14 protein-coding genes are annotated in these 21,070 nt (G+C 46.2%); 2 read left to right on the top strand and 12 right to left on the bottom strand.

The genetic code is table 11. The features are described 5' to 3' along the window. Positions 1 to 2: 2 nt before the first annotated feature. Positions 3 to 1,364, bottom strand: coding sequence for an ammonium transporter (locus tag J3P40_RS15475; RefSeq protein WP_256007159.1), 1,362 nt, complete (start codon positions 1,362 to 1,364; stop codon positions 3 to 5). Positions 1,365 to 1,677: 313 nt separating this feature from the next. Here J3P40_RS15475 and J3P40_RS15470 point away from each other — a divergent pair, with 313 nt between their 5' ends. Then, positions 1,678 to 2,160, top strand: a complete 483-nt coding sequence (locus J3P40_RS15470; RefSeq protein WP_256007158.1) for an SRPBCC family protein — start codon at positions 1,678 to 1,680, stop codon at positions 2,158 to 2,160. Here the strand turns inward: J3P40_RS15470 and mnmL are convergent. After that, a complete protein-coding gene (gene mnmL, locus J3P40_RS15465) occupies positions 2,139 to 3,095 on the bottom strand; it encodes a tRNA modification radical SAM protein MnmL/YtqA (RefSeq protein WP_256007157.1) in 957 nt (318 codons plus the stop codon). The two genes, J3P40_RS15470 and mnmL, sit on opposite strands and share 22 nt — an antisense overlap. Positions 3,096 to 3,343: 248 nt before the next feature. Here mnmL and J3P40_RS15460 point away from each other — a divergent pair, with 248 nt between their 5' ends. Further along, a complete protein-coding gene (locus J3P40_RS15460; protein WP_256007156.1) occupies positions 3,344 to 3,805 on the top strand; it encodes a hypothetical protein in 462 nt (153 codons plus the stop codon). Positions 3,806 to 4,078: 273 nt separating this feature from the next. On the opposite strand, the gene J3P40_RS15455 is transcribed toward J3P40_RS15460, so the two are convergent. From J3P40_RS15455 to surE, 10 genes are all read right to left on the bottom strand, one after another. Then, positions 4,079 to 4,582 (bottom strand): GNAT family N-acetyltransferase, encoded by a 504-nt coding sequence (locus tag J3P40_RS15455; RefSeq protein WP_256007155.1) that lies wholly within the window; start codon positions 4,580 to 4,582, stop codon positions 4,079 to 4,081. Between the two features lie 3 nt (positions 4,583 to 4,585). Further along, on the bottom strand, positions 4,586 to 4,963 hold the full coding sequence (locus J3P40_RS15450; protein ID WP_256007154.1) for a DoxX family protein: 378 nt from the start codon (positions 4,961 to 4,963) through the stop codon (positions 4,586 to 4,588). A gap of 154 nt (positions 4,964 to 5,117) precedes the next feature. Then, positions 5,118 to 6,533 carry a glycoside hydrolase family 125 protein gene (locus J3P40_RS15445; RefSeq protein WP_256007153.1) on the bottom strand — a complete coding sequence of 472 codons (1,416 nt, stop codon included), beginning with the start codon at positions 6,531 to 6,533 and terminating at the stop codon, positions 5,118 to 5,120. A 4-nt stretch (positions 6,534 to 6,537) separates the two neighbouring features. Next, the gene (locus tag J3P40_RS15440) at positions 6,538 to 8,802 is read right to left on the bottom strand and encodes a GH92 family glycosyl hydrolase (protein ID WP_256007152.1); all 2,265 of its coding nucleotides are present in this window, start codon (positions 8,800 to 8,802) and stop codon (positions 6,538 to 6,540) included. Positions 8,803 to 8,977: 175 nt separating this feature from the next. Continuing rightward, positions 8,978 to 10,510 (bottom strand): RagB/SusD family nutrient uptake outer membrane protein, encoded by a 1,533-nt coding sequence (locus tag J3P40_RS15435; protein WP_256007151.1) that lies wholly within the window; start codon positions 10,508 to 10,510, stop codon positions 8,978 to 8,980. Positions 10,511 to 10,522: 12 nt separating this feature from the next. Continuing rightward, on the bottom strand, positions 10,523 to 13,717 hold the full coding sequence (locus J3P40_RS15430) for a SusC/RagA family TonB-linked outer membrane protein (protein WP_256007150.1): 3,195 nt from the start codon (positions 13,715 to 13,717) through the stop codon (positions 10,523 to 10,525). A gap of 381 nt (positions 13,718 to 14,098) precedes the next feature. Then, the gene (locus J3P40_RS15425; RefSeq protein ID WP_256007149.1) at positions 14,099 to 15,781 is read right to left on the bottom strand and encodes a RagB/SusD family nutrient uptake outer membrane protein; all 1,683 of its coding nucleotides are present in this window, start codon (positions 15,779 to 15,781) and stop codon (positions 14,099 to 14,101) included. Positions 15,782 to 15,791: 10 nt separating this feature from the next. After that, positions 15,792 to 18,818 carry a SusC/RagA family TonB-linked outer membrane protein gene (locus tag J3P40_RS15420; RefSeq protein ID WP_256007148.1) on the bottom strand — a complete coding sequence of 1,009 codons (3,027 nt, stop codon included), beginning with the start codon at positions 18,816 to 18,818 and terminating at the stop codon, positions 15,792 to 15,794. A 284-nt stretch (positions 18,819 to 19,102) separates the two neighbouring features. Continuing rightward, positions 19,103 to 20,209, bottom strand: a complete 1,107-nt coding sequence (lpxB, locus tag J3P40_RS15415) for a lipid-A-disaccharide synthase (RefSeq protein ID WP_256007147.1) — start codon at positions 20,207 to 20,209, stop codon at positions 19,103 to 19,105. Then, positions 20,209 to 21,051, bottom strand: coding sequence for a 5'/3'-nucleotidase SurE (surE, locus tag J3P40_RS15410; RefSeq protein ID WP_256007146.1), 843 nt, complete (start codon positions 21,049 to 21,051; stop codon positions 20,209 to 20,211). Before surE ends, lpxB begins: the two co-directional genes overlap by 1 nt. Positions 21,052 to 21,070: the final 19 nt, after the last annotated feature.

Genomic DNA, 21,070 nt, shown 5'->3' with positions numbered 1-21,070 from the left:
GATTAAAATGTATTTTCTACTTCACGGCCAGCGACGATAAGTGTTCCCTGAACGTACTTTTCATTGTGCTGCGAAGCGTCAAGTCCTTCCATCTCCTCTTCTTCAGATACACGGATAGGCTGTACAAGATTGATTACTTTGAAAACGATGAAGGACATTACGAAACTAAATACAACACTAATCAGCATGCCTTTAAGCTGCGTAACGAAGAACTCTGGATTGCCGTAAAGTAAACCGTCCACACCAGCCGGATTTACTGTTTTCGTTGCAAACACACCAGTAAGCAACATACCGACGATGCCGCCCACGCCATGACAAGGGAACACATCAAGCGTGTCGTCCAAACTGGTTTTCTGTTTCCATGAAACCACCAGATTAGAGATTACCGCAGCAATGGCCCCAATGAATATGCTCGACGGAATACTTACAAAACCGGCACCAGGCGTAATGGCTACAAGACCAACCACAGCTCCTATACAAAAACCAAGAACAGATGGCTTCTTGCCTCTGGCAACATCGAAGAACATCCACGACAGACCAGCAGCACCAGCAGCAATATTGGTAGTAAGAAAAGCTGACACCGCTAAAACGTTGGCTCCTAAAGCAGATCCTGCATTGAACCCGAACCAGCCAAACCAAAGCAAGCCTGTTCCGATCAGTACATAAGGAATATTAGCAGGCGGAACCTCTCTGTGTTCGATGTGCGACTTTCTACGCTTCAGAACCAGTGCACCAGCCAAAGCAGCCATACCTGCAGAAATATGCACTACGGTACCTCCGGCAAAATCCAGCACGCCCATTTTGAAAAGCAAACCTTCTGAGTGCCAGGTCCAGTGTGCCAGTGGCGAATACACTAGCAGCGCAAACAAGACAATAAAAAGAATGTAGGATGTAAAACGGATTCTCTCAGCTACGGCACCTACAACCAAGCCTGGCGTAATAATCGCAAACATTAACTGGAACACGGCAAATAGTGAAAGCGGTATTGTACCCCAGGCAGGTCCCGAATTAACACCTTGGAAGAAAAGGTAAGTGGACGGGCTTCCAATCAAACCGCCGTTCGACTCCCCAAATGCAAGACTGAAACCGACTACAACCCATAGCACAGTAACAACGCCAGCCGCAACAACACTTTTGATCATGGTAGACAGCACGTTTTTGCGATCAACCATTCCACCATAGAAGAATGCCAACCCCGGCGTCATCAAAAACACCAGTGCCGCCGCTACTAATATAAATGCAACATCCGCCGCATTATACTTTCCCTCATCAAAGTTTGGAAGTAAGGGAATAAAAAGAGCCAAAATTGCAATTATCATCAAAACTGCAAACGGACCCCACTGTTTAAATAAAACTTTTGCCATAAATGTTAGATTTTACAAGTTTTTAATTATGTGTTTGTTTGATTTTTTTATAAAACTATGAATAAAATTGATAATTCAAACGAATATGATCAACAAAAACATAAAAATCCAGAGATTTTTATAAGAAAACAACACTAAAACATGAATTTATAACAAAAAAGGCTATAAAATTTTGTGTTTTTCTAATATTAGCGAGTTTCACACCCATATTTTTTTAGAAAAAAATAAAAATGAGGTCTTTTTGAAAAACTTTCAACAAACATGAGTTTAGCCAGAGTGAAAACAGTATACAGGATGTAACTGTATATATACTATGAAAGCATACCAGCTCACCTTTACACAGAGCATCCCTGTGCCAATACCTGAAGCATGGGATTTTTTCTCGTCGCCACTAAACCTTGTTAAAATAACGCCGCCAAATATGGCCTTCAACGTAACGTCCGATTACGATCAGGGAACGAAAATGTACCCAGGGATGATAATCACTTATAAGGTCGCGCCGCTTTTCGGAATTCAGCTAAACTGGATGACCGAAATCACTCACGTAATCAACGAGCGGTATTTTGTCGATGAGCAGCGATTCGGTCCTTTCAGGTTCTGGCACCATCAGCACCATTTCAGATCAATCCCCGGCGGCACTGAAATGAAAGATCTCCTCACTTATGGCCTCCCATTAGGCATGCTTGGGAGTGTGGCCAATAGTGCACTTGTAAGGCAACGCCTGCGCGAAATATTTGATTACCGTAAAAGAAAGATTGTTGAGCTCTTTGGCGATTATTTACCTGGGGTTACATAAGCGGAACCTTGAACCACCCCGCGGCGCTCAATCTCCTTGTCGATGTAGGTTTGGACTGCGGATTTAGGAAGTCCCCATTTTGGGGCGATCAGGAGATCCCAATCAGACACGCCAAACAATCTCTGGATGACAATATCTGGTCGCAATAACGGAATTGCACGACACAGGAGATCGGTATACTCATCAAGCGTAAACAGCTTGAATGGATTCCGCTTATACTTTACACCCATAATGGAGCCTTCCACGATGTGAAGGTGATGAAACTTTACGAACTTAATTTGCGGAAAGCGGTTAATTTCATGAATATAGTTAAGCATCATATCCTCCGTTTCATTTGGAAAACCGAAGATCGTATGTACGCACAGATCGAGTTTAGTGTTTTCAAGCAGTTTCACTGCAGCAACAAACTCGCCGTGACTGCAACCCCTGTTGATTTGCTCCAGTGTCTCGTCGTAGATTGACTCCATGCCCATCTCCAGGTCGACATTAAAACGGTCCGCATAACTTTCCAGCAACGCTACCTTTTCAGCATCAATACAATCAGGCCTGGTGCCCACAGCCAAACCGACGATATCTTCTGTATTTACGGACAAAGCCTCATCGTACATCATCTTTAGATAATGTGCCGGCGCATAGGTATTGGTATTGGGCTGAAAATAAACGATGAACTTATCGGCTTTATAAAGCTTTCGCCCACGGTCCATATTCTCAATGAGTTGTTCTTTTAATGTAGGAAGCTTTCGCGCCGTTTCAGGCGTAAACGAATCAACATTGCAATAAGTGCAGCCACCGAAGCCTTTACTACCGTCGCGATTAGGGCAGGTAAAACCTCCATCAACGATAGCCTTAAATACCCGCTGCCCCTGATACTTCTCACGTAGAAAAGTACCATAGTTATTATAACCCTTAATCCCTGTATCCAGTAATGTTCCCAATGCCTTAATATTTATGCAAAAATACGATTTAAGATGAGATGTGACTGCGCCATAGTTTAATAAGGTGGTAATTAGGTGCTAATAGGGTCGTAATAGGGTGCAAACAGGCTCGAAATCTAACCATCATCGGTTTGACATATAATAAATACACTATGCGAAAGGTATTTATCTTAAGCCTAATGTAGACCTTCTTAAAACCAACCATTTTGGCGATTGTTAGATTACCAGTTCTACATAGAAAAGTTGAAATGAATAAAGCGTCACAAATCATCCTTACGGGCGTAGGCGGCACTACCGCAATGACAGCAGGCAGCGAACTTATGTCGCTCATGATGAAAGACAATTACAGCGAACCTGATCACCTTGAAAAGATGATCTCGAGGCTTGCGCCGTTTTTATCGAGCAACGCAAAGAAGATTGCCGGATGGGGAGCACATTACGCTATGGGCTTTGTATTTGCAGCTGTTTTCGTGGAGCTGTGGCAAACGGGACGGATCAAATATACTTTTAAAGATGCATTGGTTCTTGGTGCCGTAGCCGGAGTATTCGGGCTGCTAATCTGGAAAGGAACCTTTAAACTACATCCATTGCCTCCAAGACAGCACTATGTCGATTTCTACATACAACGTATTCCAGCGCATATCGTATACACCGTATTCGCTGCACTGACCTATCGCTTTTTAAAAACTGGCAACCAGGCAGATGGATAAATTTTCATTTGTTGGCTTGGCATGTATATACAAGTTTCGTATATTTGCTGCCGAGAGCGTTAATTAGATGACGGGGGTTGGTCGCCAGATCAAACCCCGTTTCTTATTTGGTTTCAACAATTGGCCAGACCCACACAGAAAAATAGTCCTCTCGAACGGCAAATCATAAAAAAATTCATTTTACTCTTGACATGTATATACAAGTGTTCGTATATTTGCTCCTGAGAGCGTTAATTATGAACGGGGGTTGGTCGCCAGATCAGACCCCGTTTCTTATTTACAGCCTAAGGTGGCCTTTCGAAGCATCTCAATATGCATGATCCCGTCTTCCATATATGGCGCTCCCTGAGGGAGGAAGCCAAACGAACGGTAATACTCAAGAAGGTAATATTGCGCGCTTATACGGATATCGGACGCGCCGAAATACTGGAAACAGCCACGAATAGCTTCCTTCATGAGCAAACTTCCGATACCCTTGCCACGTACGGACGAGCTGGAAACGACCCGTCCTATGGAAACTTCCGGGTATGACACACCAGCAGGTAAGAGTCGTGCATACGCGACCAATTTATCGTTTGCAAAAATCTGCAGATGTATACTCAATCGATCTTTGTCGTCTATGTCTGGATATACACAGTTTTGCTCCAGAATGAACACGTCGCTGCGAAGCTTCAGCAGGCTGTACAATTCGTCAACGTTCAGTTCGTTGAAGGCTTTCAACGTGTGGTCAATATTGAGGCCCGGTGCAGATTGGCCGGACTCCCCGGTATTATTCATAAGCTATGGATTTGAGACACCTCGCAGTTTATGGTAGGTTAAATAAGAGATTAAAAGTACAAAGAAAGTTACTAAAGGCATAAAAGATGCGGCGATTGGGCCATCCACCGAAAGGTGCCCGATTAATGCACTGATATACACGATACCCAGGGCAGTGTATCCCCATTCTTTGAGGCGCACGGGCAGCCCGGGGATAATTAAAATGAGACCTCCAATGAACTGTCCGATGCCAACAGTCATGGCCAGCCAGTCAGGAATCTGCAAATGAGCAGTCCCTTCTTTTGCCATAGGGCTGTTCATGAAAAAAATACCAGGAAGAATAAATAAAGCAAGCAGACCTGTGCTTACCCAATAAATAATTTTAGTTGTTTTTAGTGCCATGGTTTTATGATTTTGTTTATACCTCAAAGTAAGGTGACTTGAACAATTTCAGCAATACTTGGTCGCGACAAAACCGGGGTGTTGATGCGACAGTAAACGGCCATAAATGGTAAAGGCACCTACCGGTGCCTTAATGATAAGATTTACTTGCGGCTCAAGCCAGCAAGTGCGGCTTCTCTTTGTAGACTTTCCAGAGGAACTCTCCAAATATGGTATTAGCCCAGGCAAACCAGGAACGTGTGAAATTCGCCGGGTCATTTTTATGGAACGACTCGTGCATAAACCCGGTTTTGGCGTGGTTGGCCTGCAGGTATTGCAAACAACTTTTGATCTCTTCATCGCTCTGCGCGGTTAATCCTTGCATGACGAGCGCGATAGGCCAGATCTTATCAGCGCCGGTATGCGGACTGCCGATGCCCTTGGCTGCAGTTCCCTGGAAGAAGAACGGATTTTCTGACGATAGGATCAGCTTACGTGTATTCGCATAGATCGGATCGTTGGCTTTTACAGCGCCTAAATATGGCAAGGCCAGTAAGCTAGGCACGTTTGCATCGTCCATGATGTTGAAGCTACCGAAACCGTTGACTTCAAAGGCATATACTTTACCGAACTGCGGATGCTGCACAACGGCATATTTTTTTAACGCGTTCTCCACTTCAGTAGCTAGAGCACGGCACTCATCGGCAAGCGCTCTGTCTTTGTTCACTTCCTGCAAAATTTCTGCTGCTTGCCTTAAACTGACAACTGCAAAGAAATTTGAAGGAACAAGGAAGTTATAGATAGTCGCATCATCACTTGGACGGAAAACAGAGCAGATCAAACCAACTGGCTTGGTTGGATATCCGTAACCGCTCATCGGCACTGTATCCGTCGCGAAGATCGTTTCACGCTGGAAGTGATATGGTCCTGGGCCATCTTTTCTTTGCTGCTCCTTGAAAGTCTTAACGATTAGCGAGATTGCATCTCTCCAGCCGGCATCGAACGGAGAAGTGTCTCCGGTGATCTTCCAGTACTGATAACTTAATCTGATCGGGTAGCATAGAGAGTCAATTTCCCATTTACGCTCATGCACACCAGGTTTCATATCCGTTTTATCAGTGCTCCACTCACCTTTTTTATTCGGATCGCCATAGAACGCATTGGCGTAAGGATCTTTTTTAATACATTTTACCTGATGGTTGATAACTCCTGCAATCAGCTTTTGCAGCTTCTGGTCGCCTTTAACTAAGGAAAGGTATGGCGTCACCTGAGCGGTACTATCGCGCAACCACATCGCATCAATATCCCCGGTGATTACATAAGTATCAGGTTTGCCATTCTGCTCGGTGTAAGTTACTGTAGTATCCAGTGTGTTTGGAAAACAGTTCTCAAACAACCAGGCAAGTTCCTTGTTGCCCACATTCTTTTGAAATTCTGCAATTGCGGCTTCTACCGCATCGCTTTGAAAATGCCGCTTAGAAGCTGCTGTCCGTACCACGGGGAAGTCAGGTGCCAGCGCAAAGGAGACCTTGCTGGCCATCATGCCGGCTGCAAGAACGCCGGTGCTTTGTAAAAAATTTCTTCTTTTCATATCGTTATTTTGATAAAGAGAATGGCTTGTCTTCAGTCGCCAGCCCTCTTTGGGTATTTGGTTTATTGCTCATTTGAAACTTCAGGGTCCCGCCCTTTATTAAATCCTGATGGGTAATAAAGTTTTTGGTATACGTTTGCCCGTTTAAAGTAGCGTTACTAATATAAACGTTTTCCGGACTATTATCTGCTGCTTCGATCACAAACTTCTTGTTGTTTTCAAGCGTGATGGTAATCTTCTTGAATGCAGGGCTTCCGAAAACATATTCGGCGGTTCCCGGTGTTACACTATAAAAGCCTAATGCACTCAGTACATACCATGATGATGTTTGACCCTGGTCTTCATCGCCGGGATACCCGTTTTCTGTTGCGTCATACAATTTACTCATCACATTTCGCGCATGATACTGAGATTTCCATGGCTGATTGGCATAATTATACAAGTACACCATATGCTGGATTGGTTGATTGCCGTGCGCATACTGGCCCATATTTGCCATCACCATCTCCGTCATCTCGTGGATCATGCCGCCATAAGTACCAACTTTCACCTTATTAGGCTCACTAAAAACGGAGTCCAGTTTAGCCGTAAAATTATTCTCGCCGCCCATCAAATTGATCAATCCTTTTGTATCCTGGAAAACAGACCAGTGATAATGCCATGCATTTCCTTCGGTGAACGGTCCGCCCCACTCTATCGGATCAAAGTTCTTGGTCCATGATCCATCTATATCTCTTCCGCGCATAAAACGTGTTGACGGATCGTAGACGTTTTTGTAGTTGTACATCTGGCGACCGAACACATCCATATAAAATTGGTTGCCGGTCATTTTTGCCAACTGGTAACCGCAGAAATCATCGTAAGCGTACTCTAGTGTCTTTGCTGTAGATTCCCTGTATTTCGGATAAGGCACATAGCCCAGGTGGAAGTATTCTCTCCAGCCGTCGCGACCGTTAGCAGGTCCCCACGGACCTTTGTTTGTCGCTTCATGCAGGTAAGCTTCTAAAGCTTCTTTTGGGTCAAAGGTTTTAATCCCTTTTGCCCATGCGTCGGCAAACAGGGAAATAGCATGATTACCGATCATACTTCCGGCCTCGCTCGGAAATGACCAGGATGGCAGCCATCCGCATTGTTTGTATGCATCGAGCATTGCCTGCATGTACTGTCCGTGCATTTCTTCGTGCAACAGCGAGTTCAAGGGGAACTGCGCACGGAAGGTATCCCAGAAACCGGTATCGGTAAACATATGGCCTGGATGTACCTTGCCATCATACGGACTGAAATAGTATGGTTTGCCGTCTTTGTCGAGCTCGTAGAATTTTCTCGAGAATAAGCTTGCGCGGAAAAAGCATGAGTAAAATGTTGCTTTATCAGCTTCAGTGCCCCCTTCTACGAGAATCTTGCCTAGAGATTTATTCCAGATGGCAGCAGCTTTTGCTTTGGTCTGCTCCAGGTTCTTGTCAGACCCAAGTTCTCTTTTCAGGTTAAGTTCGGCCTGTTCCAGGCTGATGTAAGAGGAGGCTGTTTTGACCTGAACTTTTGCGCCGGCCTTAAATTCGATGTATGCACCTTTTCCTCGGCCTTCTGCTGTTGTTGAATCTGCTTTTATGGTGTTGTCGCGGTTTTCCCAGGTTCCGTAAGATTTAATAGGCTGATCGAACTGAACCACGAAATAGCTTTTCCAGTCTTGTTTAAAGCCTTGTCCATTGCTTACCCAACCGGTTATCTTACCTTCTTTCGGGTAGATTTTTACACCGCTGGTGCGGGTATAACCATCGAGTACCAGGAAGCTCTTTTTGCCAGAAGGATAGCTGAAGCGTAAATGGGCGCCGCGCTCTGAGGGTGATATCTCTGTGGTGATCTGATTGTCGAAAGTTACCTTATAATAGTTGGGCTTTCCGATTTCATTGGCATGACTGAACTTAGCCTCGCGCTTATTCTCGTCTACAACCAGGTTGTCGATCATTGGCATGAAAGAAAATACGGCGTAATCTCTGGTCCATGAGCTGCACTGATGTGCCTGCTGAAATCCGCGGATCTTGTCGAGGAAATACTGATACTTCCATCCATCGCCGTTTTTACCAGTCTGCGGCGTCCAGGTATGCATACCGAAAGGCAGTGCAGTGGTAGGATAAGTGTTGCCCCTGGTTAGCTCGTGTTTTGAGTTTGTACCTTGCAGGGTATTGACATACTTCACCAGGTCAGTTTGCTGACCGCTGGCCGTTCGACCGAGCAGCAGCAATGCAAAAATTGTAGTTTTTAATTTCATTTGTGTGTGTGTATTTGGTTTGCATTCCTCTAACCCATGAGGAATATTTTGGTTATTCTAAATCATTTTAGCATTCCAATATTACCAAATAAAATTAAAAAAAGAAAAAGCGGCGCCTGCTTAGGCGCCGCTTCCGGATGGTCTTGTGCGGATTTCGTTAAAAATATACTCCGGCTTAATAATCCGGGTTCTGTGGTTTCAGATTCGGGTTATTCCGCATTTCCGCAGTCGGCAACGGGAAAAGCAGGTTTCTGCGCTGCAACACAATAGTTGGGTTGGCCGGGAACCGGTGTCCTTCAAACTCCTCGAAGCTGTCGGATACGGGATTATATGCCTTCCTTAAACGCACCATATCGAACCAGGTAATATTTTCGTAACATAGCTCATGCCAGCGTTCCCGCCATACTGCTTCCTCAAACTGATCCTGGCCCAGGCCGGAGAGTTCGTCAAGATCAGCCCGCTCGCGGATATCGTTCAGTGCAGTGTATGCGATATCATTTGGCGCACCGTCTGCCCTGTTTTGCGCTTCGGCATAGACGAGCAGAATATCCGCGTACCTCAGTTGCGTGAAATTAAGATCGCTTTGCGCTGTTCCCGCAACATCGAGCGTACCGTGAGCGGGCACATCGAAGTGCTTGTAAATGTAAGGCGCATTCAATTCTTTCAACGGGCCGTCGCCGCCGTCGTAATAGGAGGTGTAGAAAAAACCTTGACGGTCTGCAGCGCGCCGATCTCCGGCTTCAAAGGAATCATAGAACTGCTGGACGGGAACCGTTGATCCCATCTCGTCGGAATACGCAGATACATCCTTGAAGGATGGCAACAAGATCTGTTGAAGCGGGTTTCCGGCGATGGAAGACAAGTATTGAATTTGCCAGATAAACTCTTTCCTGTTTTCGGTCGCTCTGCTATGCAACTCGTCATAAGTTTCAAAAAGGTCATACCCGCCGTTCTGAATCACATCAAGCGCTTTGGAGGCAGCCAATGCATAGTTTTCTGTTTTGTTTAAAGGATACCCAGCCATGGTAAGGTATACCTTTGCGAGCAACGATTTAGCGGCTCCCATGCTTACTCTCCCAGATTGGTCCTGCCAGGAAAGACCTGCTTGTTCAGCCTGAGTCAGGTCGGCCACTATCTGCGCATATACCTGTTCTGCTGCAGTTCTTGAGGGGTAAAAATCGGGAGATTCGATTGTTTGTGAAGTGAGCACAAGCGGAACATCGCCAAACAGCTGAACCAGGTAGAAATATGCCCATGCACGCAAAAATGCTGCCTCGCCAAGAACCTGCTTTCTGCGGGTTTCGTCCATAAGCGGAATGCCCGGTACTTTGTCGAAAACCAGATTGGTCTGCGCGATAACGTTATATAGCCCGTTCCACCAGTTCCTGACCATAAGATTATCGCCGTTATAGGTCAGCCCCGCGATGTTATTCAGATCGGAGTTCTGTCCGGTTTCTGTCTTTGCTGTACCGGTAACGACTTCCAGCATCGAATAGTTGACAACGAAGATACCTGCGCCGTTTCCTATGAAGCGTGTTTGGGCGTAGGCAGCAGCAATCGCAGCCTCGGCATGCTCAGGAAGCGTATAGTAAGTACCCGGAGCCAGGTTTGATGGATCCTGTTCGTCCAGGAATTTCTTACAGCCGTTTGCCAGTAAGACGAGGGCAACAGCCGCCATCGTACCAATAAATTTTATTTTAAGTTTCATAGTTTCCATGTGTTATAGCCCGATATTTAGTCCCAGTGTATACATTGTGGGCTTCGGATAATCGAAAAATGTTTGTCCCTGCGCAAAAGCGTTTCCATAGGTGGTTACCTCAGGGTCGTTGCCCCTGTACTTGGTAGCCAGGAAAAAGTTCTGCGTGCTTGCGTACACGCGAAGTCTGTTTAGCCGCAGCCGTTGTGCTATACTTTCCGGGAAGGTATAGCCTAGCAACAGGTTCCGACCCCTGATGAAAGAACCGTCCTGTACCCATCTTGTGTCGACGTTGGTGACATATCCTGCCCTTGTATCACGAATTGCAGCGATAGGCGTGTTCTGGTTCTGAGGCGTCCAGGCGTTAAGTACCGACTTATAACTGTTGGCGATCCCCTGCCTGTCTTCTGCTGAGTGCGTACTCATGTCGAGCACGTCATTCCCCTGAGAAAACTGCAAGTCGAGCAACAGTTCGAGCCCCTTATATTTAAAAGTATTGATAAAAGCGCCCCAGTAATCGGGATTACCATTACCAATGATCATGCGATCCGCATCGTTGATCGCAAAATCTCCGTTGACATCCAGGTATTTCACATCTCCGGGCAAAAGGGTATTGCCACCACGATAGGTGTACTGAGCGGCTTGTTCACGCTCAGCCTCGCTCCATGTGCCGAGGCGGACAAGTCCCCAGAAAGAGCCGACCGGTTCACCTACCCTTATGATACCTGTTTCATTGGTGAAACTTGGGTTACCAAGACCAAAGATATCGGCAGGAGTAGCCAGCTCGAGCACTTTGTTTCTGTTGAAAGAAATGTTAAATCCTGTCGTCCAGGAAAAATCGTTGCCTGTAATGTTGACCGTGCTCAGCCCCAGTTCGAGACCCTTGTTTTCCATACTACCCACGTTTCTGGTGATTGACAGATACCCGCTGGAAGCAGGAACCGGCGCCGCAAGCAACATGTCGGTAGTTTTCCGGTAATACACGTCGGCCTCGAAACTGATACGATTACTGAACATGCCTAACTCCAAGCCTATGTCGGCCTGAGCTGTACGCTCCCATTTCAAATCTGGATTGGCCAGCCTGTTGGTACCAACACCCGTGACTCTTGTGTCGTTGATAATACCGGCATAGTTTGTTCCCAGCAAACTTAGCGAAGAATAGCTGGCGACTTCAGAGTTGCCGGTGACGCCGTAACTTCCCCTTAATTTCAGGTTAGAGACGGTCGTATTCCCTTTAAGAAAATCCTCCTCGGAAACGCGCCAGGCGACCGCTGCTGAAGGGAACAGCGAGTATTTGTTGTTTTCTCCGAACTTCGAAGAGCCGTCTGCGCGCGCGGTAAATGTAAACAGATACCGGTCTTTATACGCATAATTTAAACGGCCAAATACAGATTGAAAAGCGAAACCGGCTCTTCTGGACGAGCCTGGATCTGGCTTGCTTCCGGCACCGAGGTTGTTAGGGCCGAAGTAATCTGTTGAAAAATTTTCACCACTGGCGCCGAAACCAAATATGTTAGCCTCCTGCCACGATACACCAAGTAATGCATTGATCGAGTGATTTTCAGCTAGCTCTTTGTTATAAGTCAGATAGTTTTCGAATGACCAGTAGCTCTCCCGGTTATTATCGAGCACAACGCGGCCTCGCTGATCGAAAGCTATACCATACAGGCTTCGCCCGTTGACCTCGTTGCGCCCGCGCGTTACAATATTAGCACCGAGCACACTTCTGAACTCAAGCCCTTCCATGAGGTTGATGGTTCCGTAAACATAGCCCAGCGTGTTTTGGGTTTGCAGAATATATTGCCGGTCGGTAAGAATGTGCACTGGATTGGAGCCACCCTCTGCACCCGGGTAATTCTGATTGTCCGCCCAGGTTCCGTCGGCATATTTCACTGGCAAAAAGGAGAAGCTTTCGGTGATCATCCGCACGGCGTTCAAGCCGCCGGTGCCAATATCAACCAGGTTTTCTTCCTGATTGGTGTAATTGAGGCTAGCCCCTACCTTGAGCCAGGGTTTTAGCTGACTGTCCATGACAACGCGGCCCGAGTAACGCTTCAGATATGAGTTTAATAACAGCCCGTTATCGTCGCGATAGTTGAGGAATACGCCATATGTACTTTCCTCATTGCCGCCTGTAAAGCCCAACTGATGATTTTGCGAAAGCTTGTTTTGCGTAGACTCTTCAAGCCAGTCGGTATCATACAGAGGGTTTCCCTGCGCGTCGAAAAGCCTTGGCAGCGAGAGTCTCTTTATTCTCGGATCGGCATACTCTCCCTTGGCAAAGCCTTCAGGATCATATATTGCGGCATTTTCATAGGCCAGGTTCTCGACCTCCAGATACTCCCGTGCATTTAGCATTTCGAGCCGGTTTGGCCCGATGGTGGGAATACTGAAGTCGGTATCATAAGAAATCCTGGGTCCACTGGCGGAACCTTTTTTGGTGGTGACCATGATGACACCGTTAGCTCCCCTGGCACCATAAATCGCAATGGAGGACGCGTCTTTCAGCACTTCGATCGACGCGATATCTCCGGGGTTGAGGTAATCGATCGGGCTGCTGTTCTGCGTTTGCGTTCCCATGGGAATTGCAATACCGTCGACCACGTAAAGCGGGTTGTTCGTGGTATTAATGGAACTAAACCCGCGGATCCTGACGTTCGTTTGTCCGCCCGGCCGCCCCGAATTAACATTGACCTGCACACCCGGTATGCGGCCCGAAATCGCCTGGTTCAGGGAAGTGATCGGCCTTTCACGCAGCTGGCTTTCTCTTACCGAACCCACTGCTCCGGTGACGTCCGAGCGACGCTGCGTACCGTACCCGATTACGACCACGTCTTCCAGATTCACGCCCTCAGCAGGGACCATTCGGATGTTTACAGGTGCGGCACCCGTCCCGGCGGCACGGGTTTGTGTAGCATAACCCACATAGGTAAAGCTAAGCTGTTCGTCGGCCGCGTCGACCTGGATAGCAAACTTACCGCTAGCGTCGGTGACGGTAGTACGGTTTGACTTTTGGGACTTGATCCCGACACCGGGTATTGGCTGCGAATTCTCGTCGACCACCAACCCGGTTATTACAATTTGTTGTGCCTGATAGAAGAAGGCACTGCCTGAACTGGAATAGACTGGTGCGTCTACATCAACAGCAAAGGCGGAGGATGGTATGCTCTGGAGACAGAGCACAGGAATCCCCGCAATGAGGAAATGTTTAATGTTCATCGGCTTTATATTAGTTTAAGTTATAGGATGACTAAACGCTGAATGGTGATGCATGGCTGCTAACCAGTCGGCGGAAAACATAATATAATCCCCTTTGAAGTCTTAAATGAAGGCTTTTTTATTTGTGCATGGCTTTTTTGATTTAATTGTTACTACTCATCTTTGGTTAAAATGCAGGTTAATTAAATTCGTAAGCATACATAGAATAAACAGGGATGATTATTATAGGTATGTGTTGCTTTGAGAAAGCAACGGTTTACTAATCAATAATAAGCAAAATATTCCAGATACAAGTGTTTTTTGAACAAATACGGAAGGGTCAAAATATAAAAAGGTGATTGCGTGTTGCAATCACCTTTTTTTTATCCTACTCAAATCCAGCTATTGCGGATACCCCGTGTTTTGGCTGAGATTCGGATTCAGCGCTCTCTGCTGCTGAGGGATTGGAAACAGCTTCCTGAAGTCGCTGCTAGGTTGGTGATCCCACCAGGAAGCAGTAGTAAACTTATTCCAACGAATCAGATCATTCCTCCTGAAACCTTCGAATACAAATTCACGTCCGCGTTCTGCAAGGAGTTCATCCATAGTCAGCGTCGATACGGTGTAAGCGTTTTCCGCCCTTGTTGCTGGAGTAAATGCGCGCTGGCGGCAGGTATTTATCAACTCTACTGCCTGTTGATTAGCGACACCACCGTTCTTGCGCATGAGGGCTTCAGCCTTGGCAAAGTAAATCCACGTTAACCTGTAAATATGCCAGTCTGTATTGTTATAATTCTGATTGGGTTCTACACTGATTGTATCCTCGCCAACGATCCTTATGCCAGCAACCTGGTTCCCCAGTTTATACTTATTGAACCGGACTCCGCTGTTTTCTTCACCTTCGCTCATGTTCGAAACCGTAGATCCGGTTTTAACACGTTGTATGCTGTCGACGAAGACCAGCTGCTGACCGTCATACTCGTTCCCTCCGGATGCAATCACAGGTTCACCGTTATCAAACCTGAACATAGGACCATGAAGCAACCATTCCGATTTCCTAAGGTCTTGGTTGCTGAATGTGGTATAATTACCAGGAACCATTACAACGCCATCATTACCATTCCGGCTCCCCCCATAAATGAATTGTTGTTGGAAGTGATAAAAGTCGCCAGTCCATGACGGCTGGAAATTTGCACGTTGAAACTCGTAGGCAATCGAAAAAATAGCCTCTTTTGACAAGTCGTTATTAGGCTTAAATGCATCGGTAATATTTGTATCAAGTGCCATTGCGCCATTTAGCCCCCCAGCTTCATTGTTGATCAATTTGTCAGCCGCGGCTATGCAGTCATCCCATCTCGGCGTGCCTATCCAGGCTTCTGCATTAAGATATAGCTCCACCAACATCGCATAGCCGCCAGCTTGCGACATCCTGCCAAGCATTTGCTTGGACAGAACAGGCGCTTTGTCGATATTGTCTTTTATCTCTTTCTCTATAAAAGCAAAAACTTGAGCACGGCTGGCAGTAGCCGGCAACTGATCCTTTGAGACCGGTTGTTCAGGAACCTCTGTAACAATGGGCACATTTCCCCAGAGATCCATTATTTTTAAATAGTGGAAGGCCCGGAATAACTTGAGCTCAGCTAAATATGCATCCTTTTCCTGTTGGGTCATGCCGATATCGGCAGGGTTTTTACCCTCAATTTTCTTGATGGGATCGTTACATAGCCCGACACCCCACCACATGAGCTCCCAGGCATTGTTCAGGCCGCCCTCATCATTCGTCCAGGAATGGTAATGCAGTCGCTTCCATTTTCCCCCGTCTTCGCCATGACGTCCCTTCGTAGGCCAGGCTAACTGGTCTGCAGAAAGTTCACTGGGTCGCCACCAACCGTCCTGACCTGAAGGCGTAGCCCATGCGTTCGCATGTGTATAAGGCCTCAGAACAGCAGACAGAATTTCGTTCCTGTTATTATAAAAGTTGTTGCTCTCGGCCGTATCATACAAATTTTCGTCAAGCTTCGTACAGGAGATGCTGACGGTCGCAGAAAGGCCTGCTATAATAAGCGTTTTATATATCGTTTTCATTCGTTGAAGATTAAAATCCAAGATTCAGACCAAAAAGAAGAGATGTGGTACTTGGGTAAGGCCCCCTGCCATCGATACCCGGTGCCAGCCCAGTATCGCTCACGAAATCGGGATCATTGCCTGAATACCCAGTTATTACCGCTAGATTTTGGCCAGTGACATATATTCTAAAATTGTTGAAGGTTTTCGATTTCAAGTTGAAACGATAACCTAATGTTACCTCATCGAGTTTCAGGTGACTACCATTCTCAATGTAATAGTCAGAATACATGTAAGTATCATTTATCTGCGCATATTTAGTAAACGTAGAGTTTAGCAGGTTGTCTCCAGACACTTTATTACCATAAGAAATAGCTGTGGTATTGAGTATATCGTAGCCGAACTTACCGCGTAGAAACACTCTTAAGTCGAAATTCTTATAGCCGAATGTATTCGTTAGTGACAGATAATACTTAGGAATCCCGTTGCCAATTACCTGGTAATCGGTTACCTCCCGGTCAAATGAATTGTTGATAACATCGTTGCGAACCATCTCCCCGGCCCTGTTATAAAACAACCATTTACCGTCTTCTGTAAATCCAGCAAACTTCTTACCCCAGAATTCTCCAAGCTTTCCCCCCTCATAGGTACGTATAGCATTTCCTAGAGCACCGTATCCGCCTATGTCGCCCAGAGAAAGGTAATCGCGCTGAAATGTCGTATTCGAATAACTGTCGAGTCTGTTTGATGTCGTGCTCCCTGTAAAATCAATATTCCAATTGAAGGTATCATTTTTGATCGCGCTATAACCAAGTGCAATCTCGACACCTTTGGCAGAGATTGTTCCAACGTTGGTGTAGATTAGATCTCTGATATATGGCGGCTGAGGTGAATCATAGTTATCGAGCAAATCTTTCGTTACCCGGTTAAAGATATCGACTGACCCCGATAATTTGTTTTGAAACAGGCCGAAATCTAAACCGACGTTAAATTCGTGCTTCTTTTCCCATCGAAGATCCGGGTTCGGATTGCGGTTTGGACCGTATGTTTCGCGATATTGACCATCCGGATATAAATAAACTCCGCCGGTACCAAGGGTAACCAACGAAGCGTAATTAGCGATTCCGGAGTTCCCGGTCACGCCATATCCGGCACGCAGCTTTAAGTAATTGATAAGCTTATTGTCTTTCATAAAGTCCTCTTCCGAGATAGTCCAACCGGCTGACAATGCTGGAAAATCACCCCATTTGTTGTTCACCCCAAACCTAGACGACCCTTCACGACGATAAATCCCTTGTAGATAGTATCTTCCCTTGAATGAATAATTTACACGTCCGAAAAACGCTATTAAGGTATTATCGTTCTTGTAGCTTCCAAGCCCCGCCTTTCCGGCAGCAAGTTGGTTTCCCGCGTTTAGATTGTTTTCGTTGAAAAGATCATTTAAAAAACCAAGGTTGTTGGCGTCAAAACCTTCAAAAACTTCATACCGATAGCTATATCCACCGATACCTGTAAAACTGTGGTCGCCAAATGTCTTACGGTATTCAAGCGTCGGTTCGACATTAAAATTCTGCTCAAGAACGGTTGCTCTCCGCGCATATCCTCCTCCTTTGTATATGTCGTTCTCTAGAGAATATTCGCCATTGATAGACCGATATTCCCCATCGATATAACTGTTGCGCTGAACGGCGCCAAATACAGAAGCTTTGAGGCCTGGGAGGATATCATAATCGACCTTTGCATCAATCGAACTAGTTTGTTGTTGTCTTTTTAGGCTTTCCTGCTGCAGGCGTGCAAACTGGTTTGTACTTGTATTTTCAAAATAAAATGAACCGTCGTCGTTGTAGTTTGATAAGGTCGGATTGCGCCTGAACTGATCTTCCCAGCCGCCGCCGCCGAGTAGATTCGCACGATTGAAATTAGTAGCAAGATTGATGCTGGCGTTCAATTTTTGATCGAAACCTTTTTGATTCAGATTTAACCGTATTCCATATTCTGTCCGGCCGTTTTCCTTAGCAAAACCCTGTAAGTCGCGGTAATTAATACTCGCTCTGTAACTCGTGTTTTCTCCTCCTCCAGATAAGGCCAGGTTGTGGTTGGTGCTTATGTTATTTCTATCAACCAGGTCATTGAAAAAATCTGACGTATGACCATAGTCGGTCCTGTCAAGCTCCCCTGATGCAATTCTTGCTCGCAATTGTTCCGCAGTCATAAAATCAGGCTTCCTGTATAAATACTCATGTCTTAAATAGGATGAGTAGTTGAAAGTCGGGGGGCCCGCTTTACCCTTTTTTGTCGTAATCAGAATGACGCCTGCATTAGCTCTGGTACCATAGATGGCGGCTCCCGAACCGTCCTTTAATACATCGATTGACGCTATATCATCTTGTTGCAGAAGGTCTAAATTTCCCCCTGGAATTCCGTCGATAACGATCAGGGGACTTTGACTTCCTGTCACTGATGTCACGCCCCTAAGCTGTATATTAACGCCCGAATTGGGATTAGATCCGCTTGTCCGAGTAATCTGCAGACCAGCCACTTTCCCCTGAATAAGATCAAGCGGGTTTCTTGAACCGCTCTGTCTGAAGTCGGCCGTGTCTACGTGTGCAACTGCAGAAGTAACTTCTCTCTTATCTAATGTTCCGTAACCCACCCCAACAACGGTTACGGCCTCGAGCGTGGTTGAGCTTGGCTGCATGCGGATGCTTAACGGTGCGGCGCCTGAACCTGCTGCCCGCGTTACAGGCTCATATCCAATGAAGGAAAACGTAAGATTTTCCGTCGGTCCGGTTACCTGAATACTGAATTTACCAGTGGCGTCGGTAACAGTTGTTTTATTAGATGCTGATTTTACTCCTACACCTGGGATTGGTTGAGAATTTTCATCGACCACAAGTCCCGTTACAATCCGCTGTTGCGTACCTGGCGCTGGCGTTGGTGCTGGAGGAGGGTCCTGTGTTTTTGAGGTGTCCTGCGTTTGTGCCGAAACCTCACTAACATGAACCCCTAAGGTACAGAGCATACATAACCCTATACCAGCTAGTAGTTTAATGTTCATAGACGTTGTTTTTGTTAATAGTTAAATTTTAAGCGAGGCGCCTAAAGATAGATGCTGTTACATCTGAGCAACACGTTCGGGGCATGCTGCTTGTCTGAAACAACTAGTTTTTGAAGGAAATATGTAAGTTATTGGGAGGCGAATTTACAATGGGGCTGCGGCTTGTGGTTTTCATGGTTTAAAACGGGGATATGATCAATTCAAACATATCCATAACGTTTAATTCATAAAATAGTTTTCACTTATTTCAAAATACCGGCATATTTTATGCACAAGTTTGATTATCAATGCTTAAAATATTGCAAAATAAGCTCAGCCGCTCTCTTAGAAGCACCAGGTACCCCCATTTTCTCCGAAAGCTGCTTATATTCCTGTAGCATCTTCTCGCGGCTCGCACCCTGAACGATCTTTTTCAATTCGGCAGTGATCATTACTGGGTTACATTCCTGCTGAATTAGTTCTGTTACCACCTTCTTATCCATGATCAGGTTGACCAGAGATATGAAACGTATTTTGATCAACATCCTTGCTATAGCGATGCTGAGCGTCCCTCCTTTATAAACCACCACCTGAGGCACTTTAAAAAGTGCAGTCTCCAAAGTTGCTGTACCTGAAGCTACAATGGCCGCGACAGATGAATTGAGGAGATCATAGGTACTGGAAAAGACAAGTTTGACATCCTTCCCTGCCGTAAAGCGCTGGTAGTACTGGAGATCGAAGTCAGCTGTAGCAGCCACAGCGAACTGATAGTCAGGAAAATTAGCCGAGACGCTTAACATATCGGGAAGCAACCGTTCAATTTCCTGCCTCCTGCTACCAGGCAGCAGCGCTATGAGCGGCCGGTCGCCCAGATCGAACTTAACTTTAAAGGTCACATCAGGTTCAAAGAGCGAAATCTCATCCAGCAAAGGATTTCCTATATAGTCTACCTCCATCCCCCAGGTTTTATAAAAGTCCACTTCAAAGGGCAAGATGCAGAACAACCTGTCGACAGTGCGTTTTATTTTAAGCGCCCTTTTCTGGTTCCAGGCCCAGACCTTAGGTGATATGTAATAGCATACCTTTATACCTTTCGCCTTTGCGAATTCAGCTATTTTAAGGTTAAAGCCAGGAAAGTCGATCAGTATCAGTACGTCAGGCTGATAACTCAGGATTTGTTTCTTACACTGTTTCAGATTGCGCAGAATGGTACGCAGATTTAGAACTACTTCGGTAAAGCCCATAAAGGCCATTTCAGCATAATGCTTATCCAGCATTCCTCCCTGAGCCCGCATCTTATCTCCTCCATAGTACCTGAATTCCGCCTCGGCATCTTCCTGCCTCAGGGCTCTCATTAAATTGGCTCCGTGTAAATCGCCCGAAGCCTCCCCCGCTACCAGATAATACCTCATTAACCTAGGGATGTACCGTCTGGTGCTACGGGCGTCTTAACCGGGGCGGCAGCCTGTGCCGCTGAGTCATCAAAACTCCAGCTGTTTAAGATAGGTATGGCATGATGGGCGGTTAAATCGAATTGTACAGGGACCACCGACACATAGCGATGTTCCAAAGCCCATACATCCGTGTCTTCTCCTCTGTCATTGTTCTGAAAAACGCCGGTAAGCCAGTAATACGGGCGTTGATACGGATCTTTGCGCTCGTCAAACTCTTCTGCCCACTTGGCATTGGCCTGTCTGCATATCTTAATTCCTTTTATGTCGGCACCATTGGGAAAATTGACATTAAGTAATGTGGCGGGAGGCAAACCATGTTCAAGCACCTGGCGGGCAATTGCGCCCACAAATTGCTTACAGTGACTAAAGTCGGCCTCATGCGAAAAATCGTCGAGCGAAAACCCTATTGAGGGAATACCTTCTATAGCGCCCTCTACGGCGGCCGACATAGTGCCCGAATAAATCACATTGATCGAATTATTTAGACCATGGTTGATCCCCGAAACGCACAAATCGGGCTTTTTGCCCTTGAAGATTTTATTTACAGCCAGCTTAACGCAATCGACCGGCGTTCCGGAACACTTGTACATTTCCACGCCGGGATATAAGTCCACCCGGTCAAACCGCAGCGGCTTACCAATGGTTATCGCGTGTCCCATCCCCGACTGCGGGCCATCCGGAGCCACAACAACTACATGGCCTATTTCCTGCATAACTTCGATCAGGTTTTTAATCCCCGGTGCGGTAATGCCATCGTCGTTAACCACCAAGATGTTGGGTTTTTGCTGTTGCTTCTTCATGGGCCGTTGTAAATCAGTG

Origin of the sequence: Pedobacter deserti, assembly GCF_024436415.1 — a bacterium.
Taxonomy (GTDB): Bacteria; Bacteroidota; Bacteroidia; order Sphingobacteriales; family Sphingobacteriaceae; genus Pedobacter; species Pedobacter faecalis.
This window is presented reverse-complemented; position numbering and strand designations above follow the sequence as displayed.

Excerpts from the sequence above, each read along its gene's own strand:
- J3P40_RS15420 (WP_256007148.1), bottom strand. The coding sequence starts at position 18,818 with ATGAACATTAAACTACTAGCTGGTATAGGGTTATGTATGCTCTGTACC.
- J3P40_RS15455 (WP_256007155.1), bottom strand. The coding sequence starts at position 4,582 with ATGAATAATACCGGGGAGTCCGGCCAATCTGCACCGGGCCTCAATATT.
- J3P40_RS15430 (WP_256007150.1), bottom strand. The coding sequence starts at position 13,717 with ATGAACATTAAACATTTCCTCATTGCGGGGATTCCTGTGCTCTGTCTC.
- J3P40_RS15445 (WP_256007153.1), bottom strand. The coding sequence starts at position 6,533 with ATGAAAAGAAGAAATTTTTTACAAAGCACCGGCGTTCTTGCAGCCGGC.
- J3P40_RS15450 (WP_256007154.1), bottom strand. The coding sequence starts at position 4,963 with ATGGCACTAAAAACAACTAAAATTATTTATTGGGTAAGCACAGGTCTG.
- J3P40_RS15425 (WP_256007149.1), bottom strand. The coding sequence starts at position 15,781 with ATGAAAACGATATATAAAACGCTTATTATAGCAGGCCTTTCTGCGACC.
- J3P40_RS15460 (WP_256007156.1), top strand. The coding sequence starts at position 3,344 with ATGAATAAAGCGTCACAAATCATCCTTACGGGCGTAGGCGGCACTACC.
- J3P40_RS15475 (WP_256007159.1), bottom strand. The coding sequence starts at position 1,364 with ATGGCAAAAGTTTTATTTAAACAGTGGGGTCCGTTTGCAGTTTTGATG.
- lpxB (WP_256007147.1), bottom strand. The coding sequence starts at position 20,209 with ATGAGGTATTATCTGGTAGCGGGGGAGGCTTCGGGCGATTTACACGGA.
- J3P40_RS15440 (WP_256007152.1), bottom strand. The coding sequence starts at position 8,802 with ATGAAATTAAAAACTACAATTTTTGCATTGCTGCTGCTCGGTCGAACG.
- J3P40_RS15435 (WP_256007151.1), bottom strand. The coding sequence starts at position 10,510 with ATGAAACTTAAAATAAAATTTATTGGTACGATGGCGGCTGTTGCCCTC.
- surE (WP_256007146.1), bottom strand. The coding sequence starts at position 21,051 with ATGAAGAAGCAACAGCAAAAACCCAACATCTTGGTGGTTAACGACGAT.
- J3P40_RS15470 (WP_256007158.1), top strand. The coding sequence starts at position 1,678 with ATGAAAGCATACCAGCTCACCTTTACACAGAGCATCCCTGTGCCAATA.